Source organism: Paenochrobactrum sp. BZR 201-1, assembly GCF_044987585.2.
GTDB classification, from domain to species: Bacteria; Pseudomonadota; Alphaproteobacteria; order Rhizobiales; family Rhizobiaceae; genus Paenochrobactrum; species Paenochrobactrum pullorum.
This window is the reverse complement of record NZ_JBJDRZ020000027.1, coordinates 38,785-59,716: the sequence shown is the minus strand read 5'-3', so window position 1 is coordinate 59,716 and position 20,932 is coordinate 38,785. Positions and strand designations below refer to the sequence as shown.

The 20,932-nt window shown below is 49.2% G+C and carries 17 protein-coding genes and 1 tRNA gene; 13 read left to right on the top strand and 5 right to left on the bottom strand.

What is annotated here, in order from left to right:
- Nucleotides 1-171 precede the first annotated feature (171 nt).
- The 9 genes from ACI0FR_RS14090 (at nucleotide 172) to ggt (ending at nucleotide 9,470) form a co-directional block, all read left to right on the top strand.
- Nucleotides 172-549, top strand: a complete 378-nt coding sequence (locus ACI0FR_RS14090) for a methylglyoxal synthase (RefSeq protein ID WP_374833551.1) — start codon at nucleotides 172-174, stop codon at nucleotides 547-549.
- Nucleotides 550-602: 53 nt separating this feature from the next.
- Nucleotides 603-1,634, top strand: a complete 1,032-nt coding sequence (locus tag ACI0FR_RS14085; RefSeq protein ID WP_374833549.1) for a glucokinase — start codon at nucleotides 603-605, stop codon at nucleotides 1,632-1,634.
- Nucleotides 1,635-1,910: 276 nt separating this feature from the next.
- On the top strand, nucleotides 1,911-3,737 hold the full coding sequence (locus tag ACI0FR_RS14080) for an ABC transporter ATP-binding protein (RefSeq protein ID WP_374833547.1): 1,827 nt from the start codon (nucleotides 1,911-1,913) through the stop codon (nucleotides 3,735-3,737).
- Nucleotides 3,734-4,570, top strand: coding sequence for a 4-hydroxy-tetrahydrodipicolinate reductase (dapB, locus tag ACI0FR_RS14075; RefSeq protein ID WP_404906132.1), 837 nt, complete (start codon nucleotides 3,734-3,736; stop codon nucleotides 4,568-4,570). Before ACI0FR_RS14080 ends, dapB begins: the two co-directional genes overlap by 4 nt.
- A 33-nt stretch (nucleotides 4,571-4,603) precedes the next feature.
- Entirely contained in the window at nucleotides 4,604-5,227 is a 624-nt protein-coding gene (locus ACI0FR_RS14070; RefSeq protein ID WP_374833543.1) for a 2,3-bisphosphoglycerate-dependent phosphoglycerate mutase, read from the top strand.
- Nucleotides 5,228-5,397: 170 nt separating this feature from the next.
- Nucleotides 5,398-5,484: transfer RNA gene (locus ACI0FR_RS14065), tRNA-Leu, on the top strand.
- Nucleotides 5,485-5,925: 441 nt separating this feature from the next.
- Complete coding sequence (locus ACI0FR_RS14060; RefSeq protein ID WP_404906133.1) at nucleotides 5,926-7,557, top strand: L-lactate permease; 1,632 nt, start codon at nucleotides 5,926-5,928, stop codon at nucleotides 7,555-7,557.
- 12 nt (nucleotides 7,558-7,569) lie between these two features.
- A complete protein-coding gene (locus tag ACI0FR_RS14055) occupies nucleotides 7,570-7,767 on the top strand; it encodes a hypothetical protein (protein WP_374833539.1) in 198 nt (65 codons plus the stop codon).
- Between the two features lie 47 nt (nucleotides 7,768-7,814).
- Nucleotides 7,815-9,470, top strand: a complete 1,656-nt coding sequence (ggt, locus tag ACI0FR_RS14050; RefSeq protein ID WP_404906134.1) for a gamma-glutamyltransferase — start codon at nucleotides 7,815-7,817, stop codon at nucleotides 9,468-9,470.
- Between the two features lie 100 nt (nucleotides 9,471-9,570).
- Here ggt and ACI0FR_RS14045 read toward each other — a convergent pair whose 3' ends face one another.
- The gene (locus ACI0FR_RS14045; protein ID WP_374833535.1) at nucleotides 9,571-10,560 is read right to left on the bottom strand and encodes a complex I NDUFA9 subunit family protein; all 990 of its coding nucleotides are present in this window, start codon (nucleotides 10,558-10,560) and stop codon (nucleotides 9,571-9,573) included.
- 198 nt (nucleotides 10,561-10,758) lie between these two features.
- Here ACI0FR_RS14045 and lepA point away from each other — a divergent pair, with 198 nt between their 5' ends.
- Nucleotides 10,759-12,567 (top strand): translation elongation factor 4, encoded by a 1,809-nt coding sequence (gene lepA, locus ACI0FR_RS14040; RefSeq protein WP_374833533.1) that lies wholly within the window; start codon nucleotides 10,759-10,761, stop codon nucleotides 12,565-12,567.
- A 58-nt stretch (nucleotides 12,568-12,625) separates the two neighbouring features.
- On the opposite strand, the gene crcB is transcribed toward lepA, so the two are convergent.
- Complete coding sequence (gene crcB / locus ACI0FR_RS14035; RefSeq protein WP_404906135.1) at nucleotides 12,626-13,015, bottom strand: fluoride efflux transporter CrcB; 390 nt, start codon at nucleotides 13,013-13,015, stop codon at nucleotides 12,626-12,628.
- Between the two features lie 126 nt (nucleotides 13,016-13,141).
- On the opposite strand from crcB, the gene ACI0FR_RS14030 reads away from it, so the two are divergent.
- Entirely contained in the window at nucleotides 13,142-13,993 is an 852-nt protein-coding gene (locus ACI0FR_RS14030; RefSeq protein ID WP_404906136.1) for an endonuclease/exonuclease/phosphatase family protein, read from the top strand.
- On the opposite strand, the gene ACI0FR_RS14025 is transcribed toward ACI0FR_RS14030, so the two are convergent.
- Nucleotides 13,965-15,422: a phospholipase D-like domain-containing protein gene (locus tag ACI0FR_RS14025; protein WP_374833644.1), complete on the bottom strand. Its 1,458-nt coding sequence runs from the start codon at nucleotides 15,420-15,422 to the stop codon at nucleotides 13,965-13,967. The genes ACI0FR_RS14030 and ACI0FR_RS14025 overlap by 29 nt on opposite strands.
- A 153-nt stretch (nucleotides 15,423-15,575) precedes the next feature.
- Between ACI0FR_RS14025 and ACI0FR_RS14020 the strand changes: the two genes are divergently transcribed.
- Together ACI0FR_RS14020 and ACI0FR_RS14015 are read left to right on the top strand one after the other, a co-directional pair.
- The gene (locus ACI0FR_RS14020; RefSeq protein ID WP_374833527.1) at nucleotides 15,576-16,127 is read left to right on the top strand and encodes an HdeD family acid-resistance protein; all 552 of its coding nucleotides are present in this window, start codon (nucleotides 15,576-15,578) and stop codon (nucleotides 16,125-16,127) included.
- 229 nt (nucleotides 16,128-16,356) lie between these two features.
- Complete coding sequence (locus ACI0FR_RS14015; RefSeq protein WP_404906137.1) at nucleotides 16,357-17,946, top strand: peptide chain release factor 3; 1,590 nt, start codon at nucleotides 16,357-16,359, stop codon at nucleotides 17,944-17,946.
- 94 nt (nucleotides 17,947-18,040) lie between these two features.
- On the opposite strand, the gene ACI0FR_RS14010 is transcribed toward ACI0FR_RS14015, so the two are convergent.
- A complete protein-coding gene (locus ACI0FR_RS14010) occupies nucleotides 18,041-19,318 on the bottom strand; it encodes an ammonium transporter (protein ID WP_404906188.1) in 1,278 nt (425 codons plus the stop codon).
- Nucleotides 19,319-19,651: 333 nt separating this feature from the next.
- Nucleotides 19,652-20,905 carry a bifunctional phosphopantothenoylcysteine decarboxylase/phosphopantothenate--cysteine ligase CoaBC gene (gene coaBC / locus ACI0FR_RS14005; protein WP_404906138.1) on the bottom strand — a complete coding sequence of 418 codons (1,254 nt, stop codon included), beginning with the start codon at nucleotides 20,903-20,905 and terminating at the stop codon, nucleotides 19,652-19,654.
- Between the last annotated feature and the right edge of the window lie 27 nt (nucleotides 20,906-20,932).

Below are 20,932 nucleotides of genomic sequence, written 5' to 3'. Positions count from 1 at the left end.
TAATGACCAGCCCTTTCTTTTGAAACATATGTAAGCTATAGATTTCAAACGATTTAAGCATTGTTTGTCATGACATAAAAATTTGCAAATTTTATGCTAGCAACCAATGCGGGTTACGCGTTTCGGATCATTATCCGGCAGTTTTTTGAGTTTGATAAAGGATCGCTGAAATTGGTAAAAATTAAGCGTATAGCTCTGATCGCCCATGATCAGAAAAAGAATGATATGGTTGATTTTGCCAAAACCCATCAGGCAGAATTAGCAGCATATGAAATTGTCGCCACCGGCACCACCGGCGGTTTGATTAAAGATGCCTGTCCCGTTTTAAATGTAGAGCGCGTTAAAAGCGGGCCATTGGGCGGCGATCAGCAAATAGGAGCTATGATTGCTGAAAACACCGTGCAACTGTTGATTTTCTTTATCGATCCGTTGTCACCATTGCCCCATGATGTGGATGTGAAAGCACTCACCCGCCTTGGCAGTGTCTATAATTTGCCGATGGCTTTGAACCGGGCAACCGCCGAGATGCTGATCAAAGCACTGAACTGAAAACCGATATACACTTAAAATCACTTTTTCTTTGGTAACTGACAGGAAATATGATGCCTGATAATTTTAATAGCGAACCATTTTTTAAATTTCCTGTACTGGTCGGCGATATCGGCGGCACCCATGCGCGTTTTGCCATTCTTGTTGATGCCCATGCCGAGCCGCGAGAATTTCCGGTTATCAACACTGCCGATTATGCCAGTATTGATGAAGCCATTCAAAGCACAGTTTTAAACCATACTTCCTTGCAACCACGATCAGCGGTACTGGCTGTTGCCGGTCCTGTTGACGGCGATGAAATTGAACTCACCAACTGCCCGTGGGTGGTGCGTCCAAAGCAATTGATCGCAACTATGACATTTGAAGATGTCACCATTCTCAATGATTTTGAGGCACAAGCCCTCGCCGCCGTTTCCCTCGACAGCCAATATCTGGAACAAATCGGCGGCAGATCCGGAGAAATCAAGGCCACCCGCGTGGTGCTTGGGCCGGGCACTGGTTTGGGTGTGGCCGGGCTTTTGCGCGCACATCGTTCATGGATACCGGTTCCTGGTGAAGGCGGCCATATTGACTTAGGCCCGCGCACCAAGCGCGATTATGAAATTTTCCCGCATGTCGAAACAATCGAAGGCCGTGTGGCTGCCGAGCAGATTCTCTGTGGTCGCGGCTTGTGCAATCTTTATAAGGCCATTTGCACTGCGGATACTATGAAACCCGTATTGAACACTCCGGCAGATATTACCGCTGCCGCATTGGAAGAAAGTAACGCGCAAGCCATTGAAGCGCTTGACCTGTTTGCTGCCTATCTTGGCCGCATTGCCGGTGATCTGGCACTTATTTTCATGGCACATGGCGGCGTTTATCTTTCCGGCGGCATTTCACAAAAAATTGTTTCCATTCTTAAAAAAGGCACCTTCCGTGCCAATTTTGAAGATAAAGCCCCCCATTCTCATATTATGCGTGATATCCCCGTTCATATCGTCACCCATCAATTGGCGGCTCTAAACGGTCTTTCGGCCTTTGCCCGCAGTCCGGCACGTTTTCAGGTTGCTACCGAAGGCCGTCGCTGGATTAGTGCCGATTAAATTTTTAACGAAAACCGCCCTTAAAACCTGCATGATGATTTTCAAAAATAGTTTATTTTCTTGTCCCACAATAAAATGGCCATGCATTAGGCATGGTCAACAGGCTCTGATAAGGTTATAGGAAATTCTGTCTCAGGCGAACTCGCATTCTGTCTGTGACCGGCCGCCGGAACCTCTGGCTTGAAAGCTCAAAGCTTCAGGCATTGGTGACAGCATTTTCAACCGCAAACAGCTTTGGCAGTCCAAGGCTTTTGCCTCACGAAAAGTGCCTTTAGCTTGATTAAACGGAAGAAAAAAAAGAAAATCGACCCTACTGAAGCCAGCAGTATTATCCGCCGCGTTTTGTCTGAAAACGCGCGTGATTATAAAGGTACCTATGCGGTGACCATTATTGCTCTGCTTCTGGTCGCGCTCAGCAGCGGTTTTCTGGCGTTCCAGATGGAACCGGTCATTAATAAGATTTTCTATGAACAGCGAATTGATCTCATCCCGATCATTTGCGGTACATTATTTCTGGCCTTTATCGTGCGCGGTTTGGCCAGCTATGTGCAATCTGTTCAGTTGGCCAAAATTGGCAATAATCTTGTGGCGCGCTATCAAAAGCGTATGTTCGACCACCTGATGAAGCTTGGCCTTGATTTTTATAGTGATGCCCGATCCGGCCATCTGGCGGCCCAGATCAATCAAAACGTCAACGGTATCCGTGACGTGATGAGCATCACCATTACTTCAATCACTCGCGACGTGATCGGTCTTGTTGGTCTTGTTGCGGTGATGTTCTATAAAGATCCGGTGCTCTCGCTTGTCGTTTTTCTTATCGGCCCGCCGCTGATTTATGCGGTTTCTTATATTTCACGCCGTATCCGCACGGTCACCCGTGATCTGGTTGACCTTAACTCGCATTTGCTTGGCGCGATGCAGGAATCCGTACAAGGTATTGCGATCGTCAAAGCCTTTACGATGGAAGATCAGCTGCGCGGTAAACTCTATAATCTGATTGACCGCTCTGAAGAGCGTTCCAACAAAATCGCCCGCGTTTCTGAGCGCACCACGCCGATCTCTGAAATTCTGGCCGGTTTTGCCGTAGCCGGTGTTCTTGCCTATGGCGGTTATCGCGCCATCATTAATCAAGAGCCGCCGGGCGCCATGTTTGCGTTCATCACGGCACTGTTGCTGGCCTATGATCCGGCACGCCGCCTTGCGCGTTTGCAGGTCGGCCTTGAACGTGCGCTCGTCAATGCGCGGATGATTTATGAAATCCTCGACATTGAACCACGTCAGGTGGATGCGCCTGATGCCGGCACATTACAGGTCGGCAAAGGTGAAATCCGTTTTGATGATGTGCGCTTCTCTTATGGCAAAGCAGAAGTTTTGCATGGAATCAGTTTTGTGGCTGAACCCGGCAAAGTCACAGCTGTTGTGGGAGCATCAGGGGCTGGGAAATCAACATTGATTGCCCTCACCCAACGCTTCTATGATATCGACAGCGGCAAAATCCTTATCGATGATCAGGATATTGCGAAAGTCACCAAGGATTCACTGCGTCACCAAATTGCTTACGTGTCGCAACAGCCTTATCTGTTTGAAGGCACCATTGCCGATAACATCCGCTATGGTCGACCTGATGCAACGGATGCAGAAATACTGGAAGCTGCCAAACTTGCCCATGCGGATGAATTTATCGTTCAGCAACCCAATGGTTATGATACGCCGGTTGGTGAAAATGGCGTTACCCTTTCCGGCGGTCAACGTCAGCGCCTCTCCATTGCCCGTGCCATCATCCGTAACGCGCCGATCTTGTTGCTTGATGAGGCAACATCGGCACTTGATAATGAATCGGAAAAACGCGTTCAGCAGGCATTGGAACATGTCATGCAAGGGCGCACGACCATTGTAATTGCGCATCGTCTTTCAACCATCGTCAATGCCGATCATATCGTTGTAATGGAAAATGGTTACGTGGTTGAAGAAGGTATTCACCGCAATCTGATCGCTATGGAAAATGGTATTTATGCCCGTTTCTATCAGTTGCAAAGCGGCAAAAACAATGACGCAGCATTGATCGAACATGAGAATGAAAAGACGACAGGAGAACACTTATGAGTGGGGCTAGTGAACAAAACGCCGATATGGGCTTGGTAATTGTTGGTGCGGGTGGCCGTATGGGACAGGCTCTTATCCGTGCCATTGCCGAGATCGACGGTGTGCGCGTTGCCGCCGCTATCGAGCGCAAAGGTTCACCGCTGATAGGCCGTGATGCCGGCGAGCTTGCAGGTCTTGGACCAATCGGCGTCGCCATCACAGATGATCCGCTTACCGCCTTTTCCAAAGCCGAAGGCGTGCTTGATTTCACCCGTCCTGAAGCAACCATTGAATATGCCGGTTATGCTGCACAAGCCCGTATCGTCCATGTTATCGGCACCACTGGCCTGAGTGCTGAAGACGAAGAAAAAATCGCAGCCGCCGCGCGTCATGCAACAATTGTCAAATCCGGCAATATGAGCTTGGGGCTTAATCTGCTGGCAGGGCTTGTTAAAAAAGCAGCAGCAGCACTCGATCCAAAAGATTTCGACATTGAAGTATTGGAAATGCACCATAAACATAAAGTCGATGCGCCATCCGGTACTGCTTTAATGCTGGGACGCGCCGCTGCTGATGGACGTCATGTCAATCTGGATGAGGTTAGCCAACGTGGCCGCGACGGCATTACAGGTGCCAGAGAAACCGGCACAATCGGTTTTGCAAGTCTACGCGGTGGTTCGGTCATTGGCGAACATTCAGTCATTTTTGCTGGTTCCTCTGAACATGTCACGCTGGCACATAGCGCAGAAGACCGCACCGTTTTCTCCCGTGGCGCGATTAAAGCAGCTTTATGGGCAACGGGTAAAAAACCAGGCCTTTATTCCATGTTCGATGTACTTGGTCTGAACGACTGATCATCATCTTTAACTTTCAAGGAGCGCATAAGCATGTCCCGCACTCTCGTTCTCGTTCGTCATGGTCAAAGTGAATGGAACCTAAAGAACCTTTTTACCGGTTGGCGTGATCCGGGCCTGACCGAACAAGGTCACGCCGAAGCAAAAGCCGCCGGTGAACGCTTGAAAGCCGCTGGCCTGAAATTCGATATTGCTTACACATCCGATTTGTCACGCGCTCAGGTGACATGCCAGCATATACTTGATCAGCTCGGTCAATCTGATTTAGAAACCATCCGTGATCAGGCACTCAACGAGCGCGATTATGGTGACCTCTCCGGCCTCAACAAAGATGATGCCCGCGCCAAATGGGGCGAAGAACAGGTTCATATCTGGCGCCGTTCTTATGATGTGCCCCCTCCGGGCGGTGAAAGCCTGAAAGATACCGGTGCCCGTGTCTGGCCTTATTACCTGCACAAAATCCAGCCGCATGTCTTACGTGGCGAAACCGTGCTGGTTGCGGCCCACGGCAACTCACTGCGTGCCCTCATCATGGCGCTTGACGGCCTGACCAGCGAAGAAATCCTCTCACAGGAACTCAATACCGGCGTGCCGATCATTTATAAGCTGAATGCCGATTCGACTGTTGCTTCCAAGCAAGTGCTCTCAGCGGATTAAGTGCTTCAAATATAATGCCATTCTGGAGATTTAGAACATCTTAAGACAAACTGAAAACACATGAATGGCATTATTTATAGTTTTTTTACACAAGACAGCCTAAAAAATATCAAAACTTTATAAAAAGCCGATTGACAGCAGACGTTTAGCCCCTTAAACGGATCACCAACGCCCAGATGGCGGAATTGGTAGACGCACCAGCTTCAGGTGCTGGCGCTCGCAAGGGCGTGGAGGTTCGAGTCCTCTTCTGGGCACCATTCCTAAGTCTTCAGACCACTACCAAGGTCCAGAAGCACCTCAAAGAGCCCGCTTGCGCGGGCTTTTTTGTTACCCGATTTTCCCTAAGAACATATTCAAAGAACAATATTAAGCAAAATAACAACGAAATCAGATAACTGAATAAACATTCCCGCATTTAAACTTAATCAGAACTATAAAAATTAATAAAAGGTAACAATAATAATCTATTACTTTAAAACAAATTACAGATAAAAAACGTAATAAATTATCACATATATTTGATATTTATATTTCTTAACCATAAGAAATAACCTTAACTTATTATAATATTAGCAATCAATTTAATAAGATTGATTACAATCAATGAATACTTTTTATTATATGAAATGAAATGTCTAACCACATAAAGACCGCGCCCCCCCTTTTCTCCTTCGGGAGATAAAAAATAATGGTATAAAATGTCATTAGATTTAAACTTACTACACTGGCTGTTGGCCGCTGCTCCCATAGTAGCCCTGATTGTGCTCATGGTGGGTATGAACTGGACAGCACAGCAAGCCGGCACCACCGGTATTTTTATCGCGGCAGGCGTCGCGGTATTTGCCTTTGAAGCCTCGACACGCGCATTGGCCATTGCCTCTGCCCGCGGTATCTGGGACGCAATGCCAATCCTCTATGTGATTTGGCCTGCATTGCTGCTCTATCAAATCATGAACCAATCCGGTGGCTATGATGCCTTGCGGCGCGGGATTTCCCGCATGTCCCGCAATGAGCTTTTCATCATTGTAGCGCTCGGTTGGGTATTCACTTCCTTCTTGCAAGGGATTGATGGGTTCGGTACACCTATTGCCGTTGTTGCTCCCCTGCTTGTCGCATTTGGTATGCGTCCGGTTTATGCGGTTGCTATTCCGATCATCGCGCATATCTGGGCAAAATTTTACGGCACATTGGGTGTCGGCTGGCTTGCAACCTTGCAAGTTGTCGAAATGGATGCTGCCACAAGCCTTTCCATGGGGCTGCAAGCTGCAATCCTGATTGCGATACAGTCTGTTCTAGGCGGCTTTATGGTTGTCTGGATGTATGGTCGTGGTGCAGCGGTTCGTGCCGGTTGGCCGCTTGTACTCATCATCGCATTCATCCACGGTGTAGGTCAGTTTTTGGTGGTCTCTATCGACCCGATTCTGGCAGCCTTCTTGCCTGCTGCATTGGCAATGCTCGCGCTTTATCCGCTGTCGCAATGGTCGCGCTACAAGGAAGCCGATGAAACCATTGTTGATCGTCCTGCCATGCAGGAAGCAGCCCATTTGGAAGAAACCGGTGCAGAACCGCCAATGGATACATTGGCAGCCTTCTCGCCATATGCATTGCTGACAATTTTAGCACTCGGCACCTCGCTGATCGACCGTCTTCATGCATGGCTTTACATCCCAAACTTCGGTTTGCCTTTCCCTGCCACTACCACAGGTATGGGTGTTGAAACGGCTGCAACTGCCAGCTATTCACCACTGCATATGTTTGCCCATCCAGGTGCAACAATCACAGTGACCGCGCTGATCACATGGTTCTGCTTCACCAAGCTTGGTTATTTCAAGCAATGGGCAAAAGCCACCGGCAAAGAAATACCGGGTGTGGTTAAGGGTCTTTTTGCCAGCGCAATTCCTGCGTCAGTTCCGATCATTGCCTTCCTTGTTATGGCTTCGATCATGAAACTCACCGGCCAAAATACCATGCTCGCCCTTGGTATCGCAGCCATTGCTCCGACCTATGTGTTTGCTTTCCTCGCCAATGGTATCGGCATCTTGGGTGCATTTATCACCTCCAGTTCCACCTCTTCGCAGGTTCTGTTCTCGGAATTGCAAGTCAATCTGGCTGAAGCGAAAGGTCTGCCGCCATCAACCATTCTGGCTGCACAAAGTGCTGGTGGTGCCATTGGTAATGCGATTGCCCCTGCTAATGTGGTTATGGGTGCAAGTACAACCGGTATCAATGGTCAGGAAGGTGCAATCCTGCGTAAAACAATGCCTTGGACAATCGCGGCATTCGTTTTGACAGGCATTGCCACCGTCATCCTCGCTTTGATCGTACAATAAAGGAGACAGATTATGATTAAGCGTATTCTGCAAAATCGTTTGTCTTACTTGAGTGTTTCATTCGTGCTGTTCATCGTAGCACTGCCATTGGTCAGCCTTGGCACCACGAATGATTGGCGCATAATGTCGACAATCGGCATGGTGGCATTAAGCATTGCCGCCATCATCCCCCCGCTACAGCGTGTGCTGTTTCCTCCCAAAGCTAAATAAGTGACTGATCAGTCATCTGCTTTTTAAAATAGTATAAAGGGTTTGATATGATTAACGCTGATGGACCAAGAACCGGCAGACCGGCAGTTTTCGCCAAGCGCGGTATGGTCAGCTCCCCGCATTATCTGGCTTCAGCTTCCGGACAGGAAGCATTGCGCCGCGGCGGGAGCGCTGTTGATGCGGCTATTGCAATCAACGCCACTCTTTGTGTGGTTTACCCGCATATGGCCGGCCTTGGCGGTGACGCCTTCTTGCTTATCGCTGGCGGTAAAGCTTCAAGCGTTGAAGCGATTGAGGCAACAGGCCCTGCTGCCAAACTCGCAACCCGCGAGTTTTATGAGAAACACGGCCACACCGACCAGATTCCGATGCGGGGCGCATTGGCAGCTCTTACGGCACCGGGCGTGGTTGACGGTTGGCGTCTGGCGCATGAACGCTATGGCAAGCTGCCTTGGGCTGATTTGTTTGCCGATGCGATCCATTATGCCCGCCACGGTATGGCAGTGTCACGCTCGCTGGCCGATTGGCTTGTTACGGACGAGGCTATCCTTAATGCCAATGCCGATATGGCACGCATCTTTCTGCCAAAAGGCAAGCCACAACGGGACGGTGAGTTCATCGCTCAGCCGGAACTGGCGAAAACCTTTGAATATCTGGCCGAACATGGGCCGCGCAAAGGCTTTTATGAAGGCCCGATCGCACAAGAAATGGCAAAATCCATGGAAGCCCAGGGCTCCCCTCTGCGCTATGAGGATTTTGCGGAATATCATGCCACTTGGGCAGAGCCGATCACTTCGACTTATCGTGGCTATGACGTGTTTCAGCTGCCACCAGCAACGCAAGGCTTTGCAGCGTTGCAAATTCTGAATTTGCTGGAGCAATATGATGTCAAATCATGGGGCTACAACACCGCCGCTTATTATCACCATTTAGTAGAAGCGGTGAAGGTAGCTTTTGCTGATCGTGACGAATGGCTGAGTGATCCTAAACACGTCAAAATTCCGCTCGATACTTTCCTCTCGAAGGAATATGCAGCAAAACGCAAACAGCTCATCAATGATGAAACTGTGCTAGGTTTCGACGCAATCGAACCCGGTGTAAAACACGGCGGCAATTTCGCCCACCGTTCGCCGGATGGCGACACCGTTTATTTCTGTGCAGCTGATGCCGATGGCATGATGGTTTCCAATATCCAGTCAATTTATCACGACTTCGGTGCTGCAGTGATTGCCGGTAATACTGGTATCATCATGCAGAACCGCGGCTCGTTCTTTGCTTTGGATGAAAAGCATCCAAACTGTCTGGAAGCTGGAAAACACACCTTCCATACCATCATTCCTGCCATGTTGATGAAGGATGGCAAGCCGGTGATGGCCTATGGCACCATGGGTGGCGAAGGCCAGCCGCAAACACAGGCTGCAATGATCACCCGTATGATCGACTTCGGCTTCAACGTGCAGCAGGCGATCGAAGCGCCACGCTGGCTGATGGGACGCACATGGGGCACTGTCTCGCGCGATCTGGTGCTCGAATCGCGCACACCGGAAGAAGTCATTCGTGAGCTGCGTCTGCGTGGTCATCCGGTTAAAATGGCCAGTGGCTGGGAAGGTACGCTTGGTCATGCTCAAGCCATCCGCAAACATGCCGAGGGTTATGAAGGCGGTGCCGACCCGCGCGGTGACGGTATCGCACTTGGCTTCTAAGGAAACAAAAAGACCGGCTACCCAATAAGTAACCGGTTAATTTCAGATAAAAAAAAGCCGCCGGATTATTTCCGGCGGCTTTTTTATCTCAACAATTCAATTAGTGGGCTTCGCGCATCTTGGTATATTGACCAGCCACACGATAACGCCACAAATAGGCTGGAAGAATTGCATCAGCTCCCTGAGGCGTAATGCCTATAGCCTGCAAGGTGCGCCCTTCCGCAGCTGCTGCTTCAGACACAATATTGTCAGATTTCAGCAAAGTCACCTGATCGACAGTCAGCAGCGGATTTGGTAACAGCCCTAGAAAACGGGCGTTAAATTTAGCAATCCACCAAGGCATTGATACGAAAAAACGCTTGCGATCAATAACCTTGAGCATGTCGCGCATCCAGTCTTTAAATGACTGAATATCCGCGCCACCCAATTCATAGGTGGTGCCGCGCTTCAGTTTGCCTTCAACCGACAAAGCAATGGTTTCAGCAACATCACCGACATAGACAATCTGCATTTTTGTCTGGCCACCGCCCACAAGCGGCAGAGCCGGTGTGAAACGTGCCAGATTGGCAAAACGATTGAAGAATTTGTCTTCCATGCCAAAAATTACCGACGGGCGCATAATCACTGCATCCGGAGATGCTTTGAGCACAGCTTTTTCGCCTTCGGCTTTGGTTCGTGCATAATGGGAGGCTGATTTCACATCAGCACCAAGTGCCGACATATGGGTAAGCGGAATATTCTGTGCGCTCGCGGCTTCTGCTACATTTTTTGCGCCAAAAACATGCACGGCATTGAAGCGTTGACGGCCGCTTTCTGCCAAAATACCAACCAGATTGATGACATAATCCGATCCGGCAATGGCACGGTCAATCGACCAGCGATAACGCACATTGGCCTGTACCAGCTGGATTTGGCCGACATTGCCCAGTGGCTGCATATAATAGGCAATTTCAGGTTTGCGCACAGCAACGCGCACCATATAGCCGCGCTTGGCAAGGGCAGCCACGACGGCGCGTCCGACAAAACCCGAACCGCCGATCACAGTAACCAGTTTTGGTCTGTTGTGGACTTCATTGGGTTCGGTATTCATGCCTGAGCTCCTATGTGAATAACGTATATCAACCTTAATGAATATAAGGGTTTCTGATGAGAATTATGAGGCTGATTTAATCCCTTTTGTGCATTTGGCAAAGAACTATTGTCAAATACTGTGCCCAATGAGCGCTTTTGCCACTGTGTCGCTGCAATACCGCTTTGAATTTTACTCTAAAACTGCTAAATCGCGCCCATGAGCACACCACTTGACCATATTCGCAATTTTTCCATCGTCGCCCATATCGACCACGGTAAATCGACTCTCGCTGACCGCTTGATCCAATCGACAGGCGGACTTGAAACGCGCGAGATGAAGGATCAGATCCTTGATTCGATGGATATCGAGCGTGAACGCGGCATTACCATCAAAGCACAAACTGTCCGTTTGCACTACAAAGCGCAAAATGGCGAAGATTATGTGCTGAACCTGATCGACACCCCTGGTCACGTTGACTTTGCCTATGAAGTCTCGCGTTCGCTGGCCGCGTGCGAAGGTTCACTTTTGGTGGTGGATGCCTCTCAGGGCGTTGAAGCGCAAACTCTGGCCAATGTTTATCAGGCCATGGACAACGATCACGAAATCGTTGTCGTACTCAATAAAGTTGATCTGCCGGCCGCAGAACCTGACCGCGTCAAAGAACAGGTTGAGGATGTGATCGGCCTCGACGCATCTGATGCTGTGATGATTTCGGCTAAAACCGGCCTTGGTATTCCGGATGTGCTGGAAGCAATTGTCAATCGCTTGCCGCCTCCAAAGGCCGGTGATCGTAATGCGCCGCTTAAGGCCATGCTGGTCGACAGCTGGTATGACACATATTTGGGCGTTATCGTGCTGGTGCGCATCATCGATGGCGTTTTGAAAAAAGGCCAGACCATCCGCATGATGGGTACAGGCGCTAAATATCCTGTCGAACGGACTGGTGTTTTCACCCCAAAAATGCTTGCCGTTGATGAGCTTGGACCGGGTGAACTCGGCTTCATCACCGCCTCGATTAAGGAAGTTGCCGACACACGCGTGGGTGACACCATCACAGAAGACCGTCGTCCAACGCCGGAAATGCTGCCGGGCTTCAAACCGGCACAGCCTGTTGTGTTCTGTGGTCTCTTCCCTGTTGATGCAGCAGATTTTGAAGATCTGCGCTCGGCAATGGGCAAACTGCGCCTTAATGATGCAAGCTTCTCCTTCGAGATGGAAACATCTGCGGCTTTGGGTTTTGGTTTCCGTTGTGGCTTCTTGGGTCTCCTGCATCTGGAAATCATTCAGGAGCGTTTGGAACGCGAGTTCAATCTTGACCTCATCGCAACTGCGCCGTCCGTTGTTTACCGCATGAACATGCTTGATGGTTCGGTGGCTGAATTGCACAATCCGGCCGATATGCCGGATGTGGTCAAGATCACTTCGATTGAAGAACCGTGGATCCGCGCCACTATCATGACGCCGGATGATTATTTAGGGTCCATCCTGAAGCTTTGTCAGGAACGTCGTGGTGTTCAGGTTGATCTTTCCTATGTCGGCCCACGCGCCATGGTCACCTATGACCTGCCACTCAACGAAGTTGTCTTTGACTTCTACGACCGGTTGAAATCAATCTCCAAGGGCTATGCATCTTTCGACTATAATCTCTCGGAATACCGTGAAGGTGATCTGGTGAAAATGTCGATCCTCGTCAATGAAGAGCCTGTTGATGCACTCTCCATGCTGGTGCACCGCAGTGCGGCCGAAAAACGCGGCCGCGTGCTTTGTGAAAAGCTGAAAGAGCTGATCCCGCAGCATATGTTTAAAATTCCGATTCAGGCCGCTATTGGTGGCCGTATCGTTGCGCGTGAAACCATTTCGGCGCTGCGCAAGGATGTGACGGCAAAATGTTACGGTGGTGACGTTTCCCGTAAGCGCAAACTTCTGGAAAAACAGAAGGAAGGTAAAAAGCGCATGCGTCAGTTCGGCCGCGTGGAAATTCCGCAGGAAGCCTTTATTCAAGCTCTCAAAATGGGCGACGAATAAAAGCACCTCTCACAATCAAAAGCCCCGCTTTGAATGTTCAAAGCGGGGCTTTTATTTATCAGTTAGCCGTATTCAACCGCATTGCCAGCCAATAACCGACAGCGGCAGCCAATACGCAAAAAATAACTGAAATGACAACATTAAGCGTGGCACGACCTGGTGCCCCTTCCCGCAAAAGATCAAAAACCTGCAAGCTGAAAGTTGAAAATGTCGTAAAGCCGCCGCAAACACCAACGATAAAAGCCAGTCGCCACACTTCCGGCAAAGGGTAGCGTCCTTGCAACATCGTCAGTGTGCCAAAAAAAGCAATAGCAAAAGAACCGGTAATATTGATCCCGATTGTACCCCACGGCAGATTCCTGCTTAAAGGCAGCATCCAGATGCCGATCCAGTAACGCGCAACAGAGCCCAGTGCTCCGCTCAATGCAACAGCCAGTGTTTCTTTCATGGTCGCAATATCTCAAAATTTATTGTTAAACTAAAGCCTCATTTGGTTTTATATGATGGTCATTACTATTTATATCTGTGCAACGATCAAGACGAATATACGAGCATTCACTCAAGGACATAAATTTTGCGAAAGATACTAAACCCAAATAATCTATCCGGCAGTATTCTTTCAGCCATCCGCAATCGCTCTTTTTATGAGCCGTTTGAACCGCGTCACACCCCGACCGACACGGTTATTGCGTCCTATAATGTCCATAAATGCGTCGGCACCGACAAACAATTTGCACCCGAACGCATTGCCGATGTAATTGGCGAAATCAATGCCGATGTAATTGCGTTGCAGGAGGCTGACAAACGTTTTGGCGAACGTACCGGTTTGCTTGATCTTGGCCGCCTTTATCAAAATTCCGGCCTCGTACCCGTGCCGATTACCTCTTTTTCCGAATCCGGTCACGGCTGGCACGGCAATCTTTTGCTGTTTCGCGAAGGTTTGGTGCGTGAAGTGCGCCAGCTTTCTTTACCCGGCGTCGAGCCACGCGGTGCCTTGATGGTTGATCTGGAGCTGGCCAACGGCCCTTTGCGCATTATTGCCGCCCATTTAGGACTTTTAAAAAAATCGCGCGCTCAACAGGCCGAAACCATTTTAAGCACAATGGCCAATGCCGAGTTCCTGCCAACCTTAATGATCGGCGACCTCAATGAGTGGCGCGTGGGTAAAAAATCCTCACTCAATGCACTTGATCCGGTTTTCAACCCGAATACAGGCTTAGTTCCGAGCTTTCCGTCTCGTTTCCCTATTCTTGCGTTGGATCGGATTATGGGTGCCCCGCACAATCTGATTACCAATATTGAAGTCCATGATAGTCCGTTGGCACGCGTTGCTTCCGACCACCTGCCGATTAAAGCGCATATTGATCTGGAAGCAGCGATGGAACGTTTGAGCTTAATCAAAGATAAGGCGAGCCCAACCAAATAATTCTGTCGGTCAAACGACGCAGAAATGGCTGTTTTCTCAAATCATCCAACAACACCGGCGTGCTGGTCTTTTTGATCCCGCGAATACGTTCTTCCAGCTGACCGGCAAACTCATAATCCATCACTTCCATGTCGATCTCAAAGTTCAGCCGTAATGAACGCGGATCAATATTGGACGAACCTACATAAGACCAAACCCCATCAATGGTCATAAGTTTTGAGTGGTTGAAGGCACCGGTGGCACGCCAAATTTTGCAACCATCTTTCAAAAGCTGGTCAAACTGCGCCCGCATTGCACGGTCTACCAGCTTCAGATTATTGACACCCGGCACGATAATATCAACGCCCACGCCACGCCGCGCAGCAGTCACCAGCGCACTGATCAATTCGCGATCCGGCAAGAGATAAGGTGACATGATCAGAATATGATCCTGCGCCACGGAAAAAGCCCCCATCATCATGCGATGGTTGGTTTCAATGTTTTTGTCGGGGCCGGTTGCCACCACCCGCACCAGCGTTTCTTCACCCGCCGGACGTTTAGGTGGCGCTATTTTCCATTGTTCGCTTTGTAGTAATTCGCCTGATGCAAAACGCCAATCTTCAGAAGCAATGTGGAAAATATCGGCAACGGCCGGACCTTCTACGCGAAAATGCGTATCATGTGCTGCGTTATCACCGGAATATTCACTCATGAAACCAGCACGGATATTCATGCCGCCGGTAAAGGCCACAGCCCCGTCTACCACCAAAATTTTTCTATGGGTGCGTAAATTGGCATAAGGCAGTTTCAGGCCGATAATAATATTGCCGTTAAACACTTCCGCCGGAACATTATGCTCTTTCAACAGGCTGACAATGCTTGGCATCGAATAACGTGCACCAACCGCATCCACCAGCACACGCACTTCAACCCCACGTTTTACCGCCGCCGAAAGACTTTCAACAAAGCGGATGCCGATCGGATCTCTGTCAAAAATATAAGTTTCCAGCAAAACACTGTTTTCAGCTTTATCAATCGCTTCAAGCATGGCTGAATAAGCCAGATCACCGCTTTCCAGCATGGTAATTTCATTACTACTGGTAAAATCATATTTGCTGACCGCATCCCCCAAGATCTTCATAGCAGCAAAAGGCTTGCCGAAATGCTCGCAAACACTCTCATTGGTCGTATCAAAATGTGTCAGGTGATAAAGCGCAATATGGGCGTCCCTGTCGCGTTGCAAAGACAAGCTCGTGCGCCGGATACGGTTGACACCGGCGACAGCATAAACCACGGCACCAATGATGGGAGAAAGCAGGATAACGCCGACCCATCCGATGGCCGTTCGCACTTCCTGTTTTGTCATTGTTGCATGGATTGCTGCACCGGCACCAAGCACGACTGAAACCGCAGCAAGAATATGAGGCCAATATTCATAAAATAATGAGATTTGTGACAATAGAACTATCCTGTCAAACGGTTGTTATTACATAAGAATAGAGTTACTGTAAAAGTCACTTGCCTGCAATTTATTAAAAGCATGCATTCATATTTGCTATAAACGTCTATAAATCGCCTTTCACATTCATAGGAGCTGCGCATTATGGCATCAAGCGATACAAGTCTGCACCAAACTGAAGTTTCAACAAAATGGGGTTGGTTTGTGGCCCTCGGGGTCGCCCTTCTTATTCTGGGCGGCATTGCATTTGGAAATCTCTTCTTCGCAACAGTCGTATCGGTTTATTATGTTGGTATGCTGATGCTCATTGCAGGTATCATTGAAATCATACATGCTTTCAATGTCAAAACCTGGAAAGGTTTCTTTTTCTGGCTTTTAAGCGGTTTGCTTTATACCGCTGCCGGTGTTGTTACTTTTAACAATCCTGTTCTTGCAGCGGGTGTATTGACCATACTGCTAGCCATTGCACTGGTCGGCGCCGGCATTTTCCGTATTTGGATGGGCGTCCAAGCCAAACCGACAACGGGTTGGGGCTGGCTGGTTTTCGCCGGTGTTATCACCGCACTCACAGGTATATTGATTGCGCTGCAATGGCCAGTCAACAGCTTGTTCATTTTAGGTCTGTTCCTTGCTATTGACCTGATTTTCCAAGGCTGGTCATTTATCGCTTTCGGACTTGGCATCAAAAATCGCTAAGAAACAAACCAACCTACAACCGCCATGGAAGCTCTTTCATGGCGGTTTTTTTATGCCTCGACGAAAAGTCATACAGCTGATAAAGCAAGCTTCAATATATCGACATCAAAACCGAACCATCAGCGATTTTCAGCGTTCGCCATATTTAGATTTTACTTTATGGCAAAACGCATTATTGCATGCTGATCCTTATTTGCGGGATTTCCCGCCCTAGTTTAACGAGCCTTTTATGCCTATTGCTGATCATCCTGCTTCGAAGCGCCGTACTTTCGCAATCATCGCGCACCCGGACGCCGGTAAAACAACGCTGACAGAAAAACTGTTGCTTTTCGGTGGCGCTATTCAGCTTGCCGGTGAAGTAAAGGCAAAAAAAGACCGTATCCAGACCCGTTCTGACTGGATGAATATTGAACGTGACCGCGGCATTTCCGTTGTCACCTCAGTGATGACTTTTGAGTATAAAGACTGCATCTTCAATCTTCTCGATACCCCCGGTCACGAAGATTTTGCCGACGACACCTATCGCACTCTAACTGCCGTTGACAGTGCCGTCATGGTGATTGACGCAGCGCGCGGTATCGAGCCACGCACACTCAAATTGTTTGAAGTGTGCCGTATGCGCAATATTCCGATTGTCACATTCATCAACAAAATGGACCGCGAAGCGCGTGACCCGCTGGAAATTCTCGACGAGATCGAAGAGAAACTGGCGCTCGACACAGCACCGATCACATGGCCGATTGGCTCGGGCAAAAGCTTTGCCGGTACATATGATCTGCACAACGACACAATCCGCCGCGAAGACACACAGGAACAGCCATTGAAAGTCGATGGCCCTGAAGATCCGCGCGCGGCCCGATTGTTGCCGGAAAACCAGCGTGCAGACTGGATTGAAAGTGTTGAAATGGCGCGCGGCGTTTGCCGTAAATTTGACCTGCAATCCTTCCGCGAAGGTCATATGACACCGGTTTATTTCGGTTCAGCCCTTAAAAAATTCGGCGTTCGCGATCTGATTGAAGCTTTCTGTGATTATGGTCCATCCCCACGTGACCAACAGGCCGACACCCGTCTGGTCAGCTCCACAGAAGAGAAAATGACCGGTTTTGTTTTCAAGATTCAGGCCAATATGGATCCGAACCATCGCGACCGCATTGCATTCTTGCGCGTTTGCTCCGGTACATTATCACGCGGCATGAAGGCAAAACTCATCCGCACCGGCAAACCAATGAGCTTGTCCGCGCCGCAGTTTTTCTTTGCCCGCTCCCGCCAGATCGCTGATGAAGCTTATGCAGGTGACGTGGTTGGCATTCCAAACCACGGCACTTTACGTATCGGCGACACGCTGACCGAAGGCGAAGAATTACTATTCCGTGGTGTACCGAATTTTGCACCGGAAATTTTGCGTCGTGTACGCCTTGATGATGCCATGAAAGCCAAAAAACTGCGTGAAGCCTTGCAGCAGATGGCGGAAGAAGGCGTGGTGCAGCTTTTCACCCCTGATGATGGCTCGCCTGCTATTGTGGGTGTGGTTGGTGCATTGCAGATCGACGTTCTGACCGAACGTTTGAAAATTGAATATTCATTGCCGGTTGGCTTTGAAATGTCGCGCTTTTCAATCTGCCGCTGGATTACTGCTGATGATCCGGCAGAGGTTGACCGCTTCATCGCAGCGCATCGTGCCGATATTGCCCATGATCTGGATAATGATCCGGTTTATATGGCGCAAAATACTTTCTCGCTCAATTATGAAGCTGAGCGCTGGAAAGCCATCCGTTTTGAAGAAGTGAAAGATTATCAGGTGCGTGCAAGCGCCAAATAAACAATTCCGCGTAACCGGATTCTGTTGTCATCTTCTATGGATGATCTGACAGAACCGGTTACGCGGCAGCCCCCTCTGCGGCTGTTCGGGTTAATTATGAGTGCACAGTTTCACCGTGCAGGTTGATGTCAAGGCCTTCAATTTCCGTGGCTTTGGACACACGCATTTCCATAAACATCCGCATCATTACGACGATCAAAGCTGTCATCACGGCCGTATAGAGCATCGTAACTGCAACACCATAGAGTTGTTTGAAAACCGTTGCCCCTTCTGAAAGGGGATTAATGGCGGCATCGGCAAAAACACCGGTTAAAATCGCACCGATAATCCCGCCGACGCCATGCACACCAAAAGCATCCAGACTGTCATCATAGCCAAGCCAGTGCTTAAATTTTACGGCCGCGAAATAACAACCAGCACCTGAGGCTAAGCCAATCATCAGCGCGCCCGCCGGATTAACAAAACCCGCAGCCGGTGTAACACCGACAAGACCTGCTACCGCCCCGGAAATAATCCCCAGCACACTTGGTCGCTTGTTGATAAGCCACTCGACAACCATCCAGCTTAACGCTGCCCCCGCAGCCGCAATCTGTGTATTGATCATAGCAACAGCTGCAATGCCGTTTGCCCCGCCGGCAGAGCCTGCATTGAAGCCGAACCAACCAACCCACAACAAAGAAGCACCAATTAATGAGTAAACCAGATTATGCGGTGCCATATTGACCTGACCATAACCGTCGCGTTTACCGATCATCAGTGCCACAACGAGTCCTGCGACACCTGAATTGATATGCACCACCGTGCCACCGGCAAAATCCAAAACGCCATCGCCACCCAGAAAGCCGCCGCCCCATACCCAATGCGCCACCGGCACATAAACGATGAAGAGCCATAAAACCGTGAAAATCAATAAAGCGGAAAATTTCATCCGCTCCGCAAATGCTCCCGCAATCAGTGCCGGTGTGATAATGGCAAAGGTCATCTGGAATGTGATGAAAACATATTCGGGAATTGTGCCTGTGAGTGAATCTGGTGTTACACCCGCAAAAAACGTATTCGACAAGCCGCCGATAAAAGCATTGGCAGCCCCGCCATCACTAAAGGCCAGTGAATAACCCGCCACCATCCAGCATACCGACGCAACGCAGGCAATCGCAAAGCTCTGCATGGTCGTCGCCAACACATTTTTGCGCCGCACCATACCGCCATAAAACAATGCCACTCCGGGTATTGTCATCATTAAAACCAGTACAGTCGCTGTCAGCATCCAAGCCGTATCGCCCGTATCTGCAACTGACGATATATCTTGCGCCATTGCTTTATTAGCTAATAAGGTAGCCAAAGCCACCAACATCACCCGAATAAGCGTCATATTGTAAAGAAGTGATAGTCTGGGCTTTAAAAAATTATGCATCAAAATCTCCACTGTCTTCCGGAGGTTTCGCGAAAGGCGAAGCTCCTTTGGCTCAGTGAGAGAAAAAGCAGTTTTTGTGCCAATTGATAAAAATAATGCTAAAAAGCATAAAGAAAAATATTAAAATACTGATTTTAATTAAAAAAAATCATAAAATTTCAATGGCGAAAATGATGTATAAAAATCTGCTCAATGATAATTCATCGAATCATGAAAAATACATCGCCTAAAAATAAGGCGCTGAAAAAATCAGCTGCACTATTTTTAAGCAATTATTACCGCGAACCGGTCTCAATTCAGAGCTTTGGCAATTTTCTCTGCAAGCAGTTTTGCCACTTCATCTTTACTCAAAAATGGCCACTCATCCACACCCTCATGACTGACCAGCGAAACGTGATTATCATCCCCGCCCATAATGCTGACACCGTTTTCTTGCGTCACATCATTGGCAACAATCCAGTCTGCACCTTTTTTAGCAAGCTTTTTGCGGGCGTTTTCGAGCAAATCTTGCGTTTCAGCTGCAAATCCAACTACCAACTGCGGACGTTTTGCATGATGGCCAATACCCGCCAATATATCGGGGTTTTCAGTCATTTTTAATGAAGGCGCGGTTTCAGCCGTCTGCTTTTTAATTTTTTGATCTGCAACATTCTCAGTACGCCAATCCGCAACCGCTGCCACCATCACTGCCGCATCAGCCGGCAATAATGCTTCAACGGCCTCCTGCATTTCACGTGCAGTTTCCACATGAGTGACATTGACCCCAGCCGGATCAGCAATTGTTACAGGGCCGGAAACAAGTTGCACATCCGCACCAAGGAGCGCTAATTCGCGCGCAATCGCATGCCCTTGTTTGCCGGATGAGCGGTTGGCAATATAGCGCACCGGGTCAATCGGCTCATGCGTCGGCCCCGATGTAATAATGATTTTTTTGCCTTTGAGCGGCAGATCACGCGGCATAAGCAGCGCTTCAATTGCCGCAACAATTGCCAAGGGTTCGCTCATACGGCCAAGACCGGTCTCGCCGCTTTCCGCCATTTCACCGCGTTCAGGGCCGATGAAATGCACACCGTCTTGTTTTAAAAATTCGCGGTTGCGTTGACTTGCCGGATTATCCCACATCGCCGGATTCATCGCAGGCGCGACCAAAACCGGAATTTTACGCGCCAACAGAACAGCACTTGCCAAATCATCTGCCAAACCATGCGCCATTTTGGCCATCAGATCAGCGGTTGCAGGCGCGACCACTATCAGGTCGGCATCGCGTGCCAAACGAATATGGCCGATATCCTGCTCGTCTTCACGCGAGAAAAGATCGGTATAGACATGATCGGCAGAAACCGCACCAATAGTAAGCGGCGTAACAAATTCTTGGGCTGCACGTGTCATGAGCGGGCGTATATGCGCGCCACGCTCCCGCAAACGACGGATCAAATCCGGTGTCTTATAAGCTGCAATACCGCCGCTGATAATCAGCAAAATGCGTTTGCCTTGCAATGAGGCAGCAATGCCGGATGTCGTATGTTTACCGCCAGATTTGCTCATAAAAACACCGCCTTACCGCATCAAATC

Bases quoted from the DNA above. Each gene is read 5' to 3' on its own strand.
- ACI0FR_RS14085 (WP_374833549.1), top strand. From the start codon at position 603: ATGCCTGATAATTTTAATAGCGAACCATTTTTTAAATTTCCTGTACTG.
- dapB (WP_404906132.1), top strand. From the start codon at position 3,734: ATGAGTGGGGCTAGTGAACAAAACGCCGATATGGGCTTGGTAATTGTT.
- ACI0FR_RS14070 (WP_374833543.1), top strand. From the start codon at position 4,604: ATGTCCCGCACTCTCGTTCTCGTTCGTCATGGTCAAAGTGAATGGAAC.
- ACI0FR_RS14060 (WP_404906133.1), top strand. From the start codon at position 5,926: ATGTCATTAGATTTAAACTTACTACACTGGCTGTTGGCCGCTGCTCCC.
- ACI0FR_RS14055 (WP_374833539.1), top strand. From the start codon at position 7,570: ATGATTAAGCGTATTCTGCAAAATCGTTTGTCTTACTTGAGTGTTTCA.
- ggt (WP_404906134.1), top strand. From the start codon at position 7,815: ATGATTAACGCTGATGGACCAAGAACCGGCAGACCGGCAGTTTTCGCC.
- ACI0FR_RS14045 (WP_374833535.1), bottom strand. From the start codon at position 10,560: ATGAATACCGAACCCAATGAAGTCCACAACAGACCAAAACTGGTTACT.
- lepA (WP_374833533.1), top strand. From the start codon at position 10,759: ATGAGCACACCACTTGACCATATTCGCAATTTTTCCATCGTCGCCCAT.
- crcB (WP_404906135.1), bottom strand. From the start codon at position 13,015: ATGAAAGAAACACTGGCTGTTGCATTGAGCGGAGCACTGGGCTCTGTT.
- ACI0FR_RS14020 (WP_374833527.1), top strand. From the start codon at position 15,576: ATGGCATCAAGCGATACAAGTCTGCACCAAACTGAAGTTTCAACAAAA.
- ACI0FR_RS14015 (WP_404906137.1), top strand. From the start codon at position 16,357: ATGCCTATTGCTGATCATCCTGCTTCGAAGCGCCGTACTTTCGCAATC.
- ACI0FR_RS14010 (WP_404906188.1), bottom strand. From the start codon at position 19,318: ATGACGCTTATTCGGGTGATGTTGGTGGCTTTGGCTACCTTATTAGCT.
- coaBC (WP_404906138.1), bottom strand. From the start codon at position 20,905: ATGAGCAAATCTGGCGGTAAACATACGACATCCGGCATTGCTGCCTCA.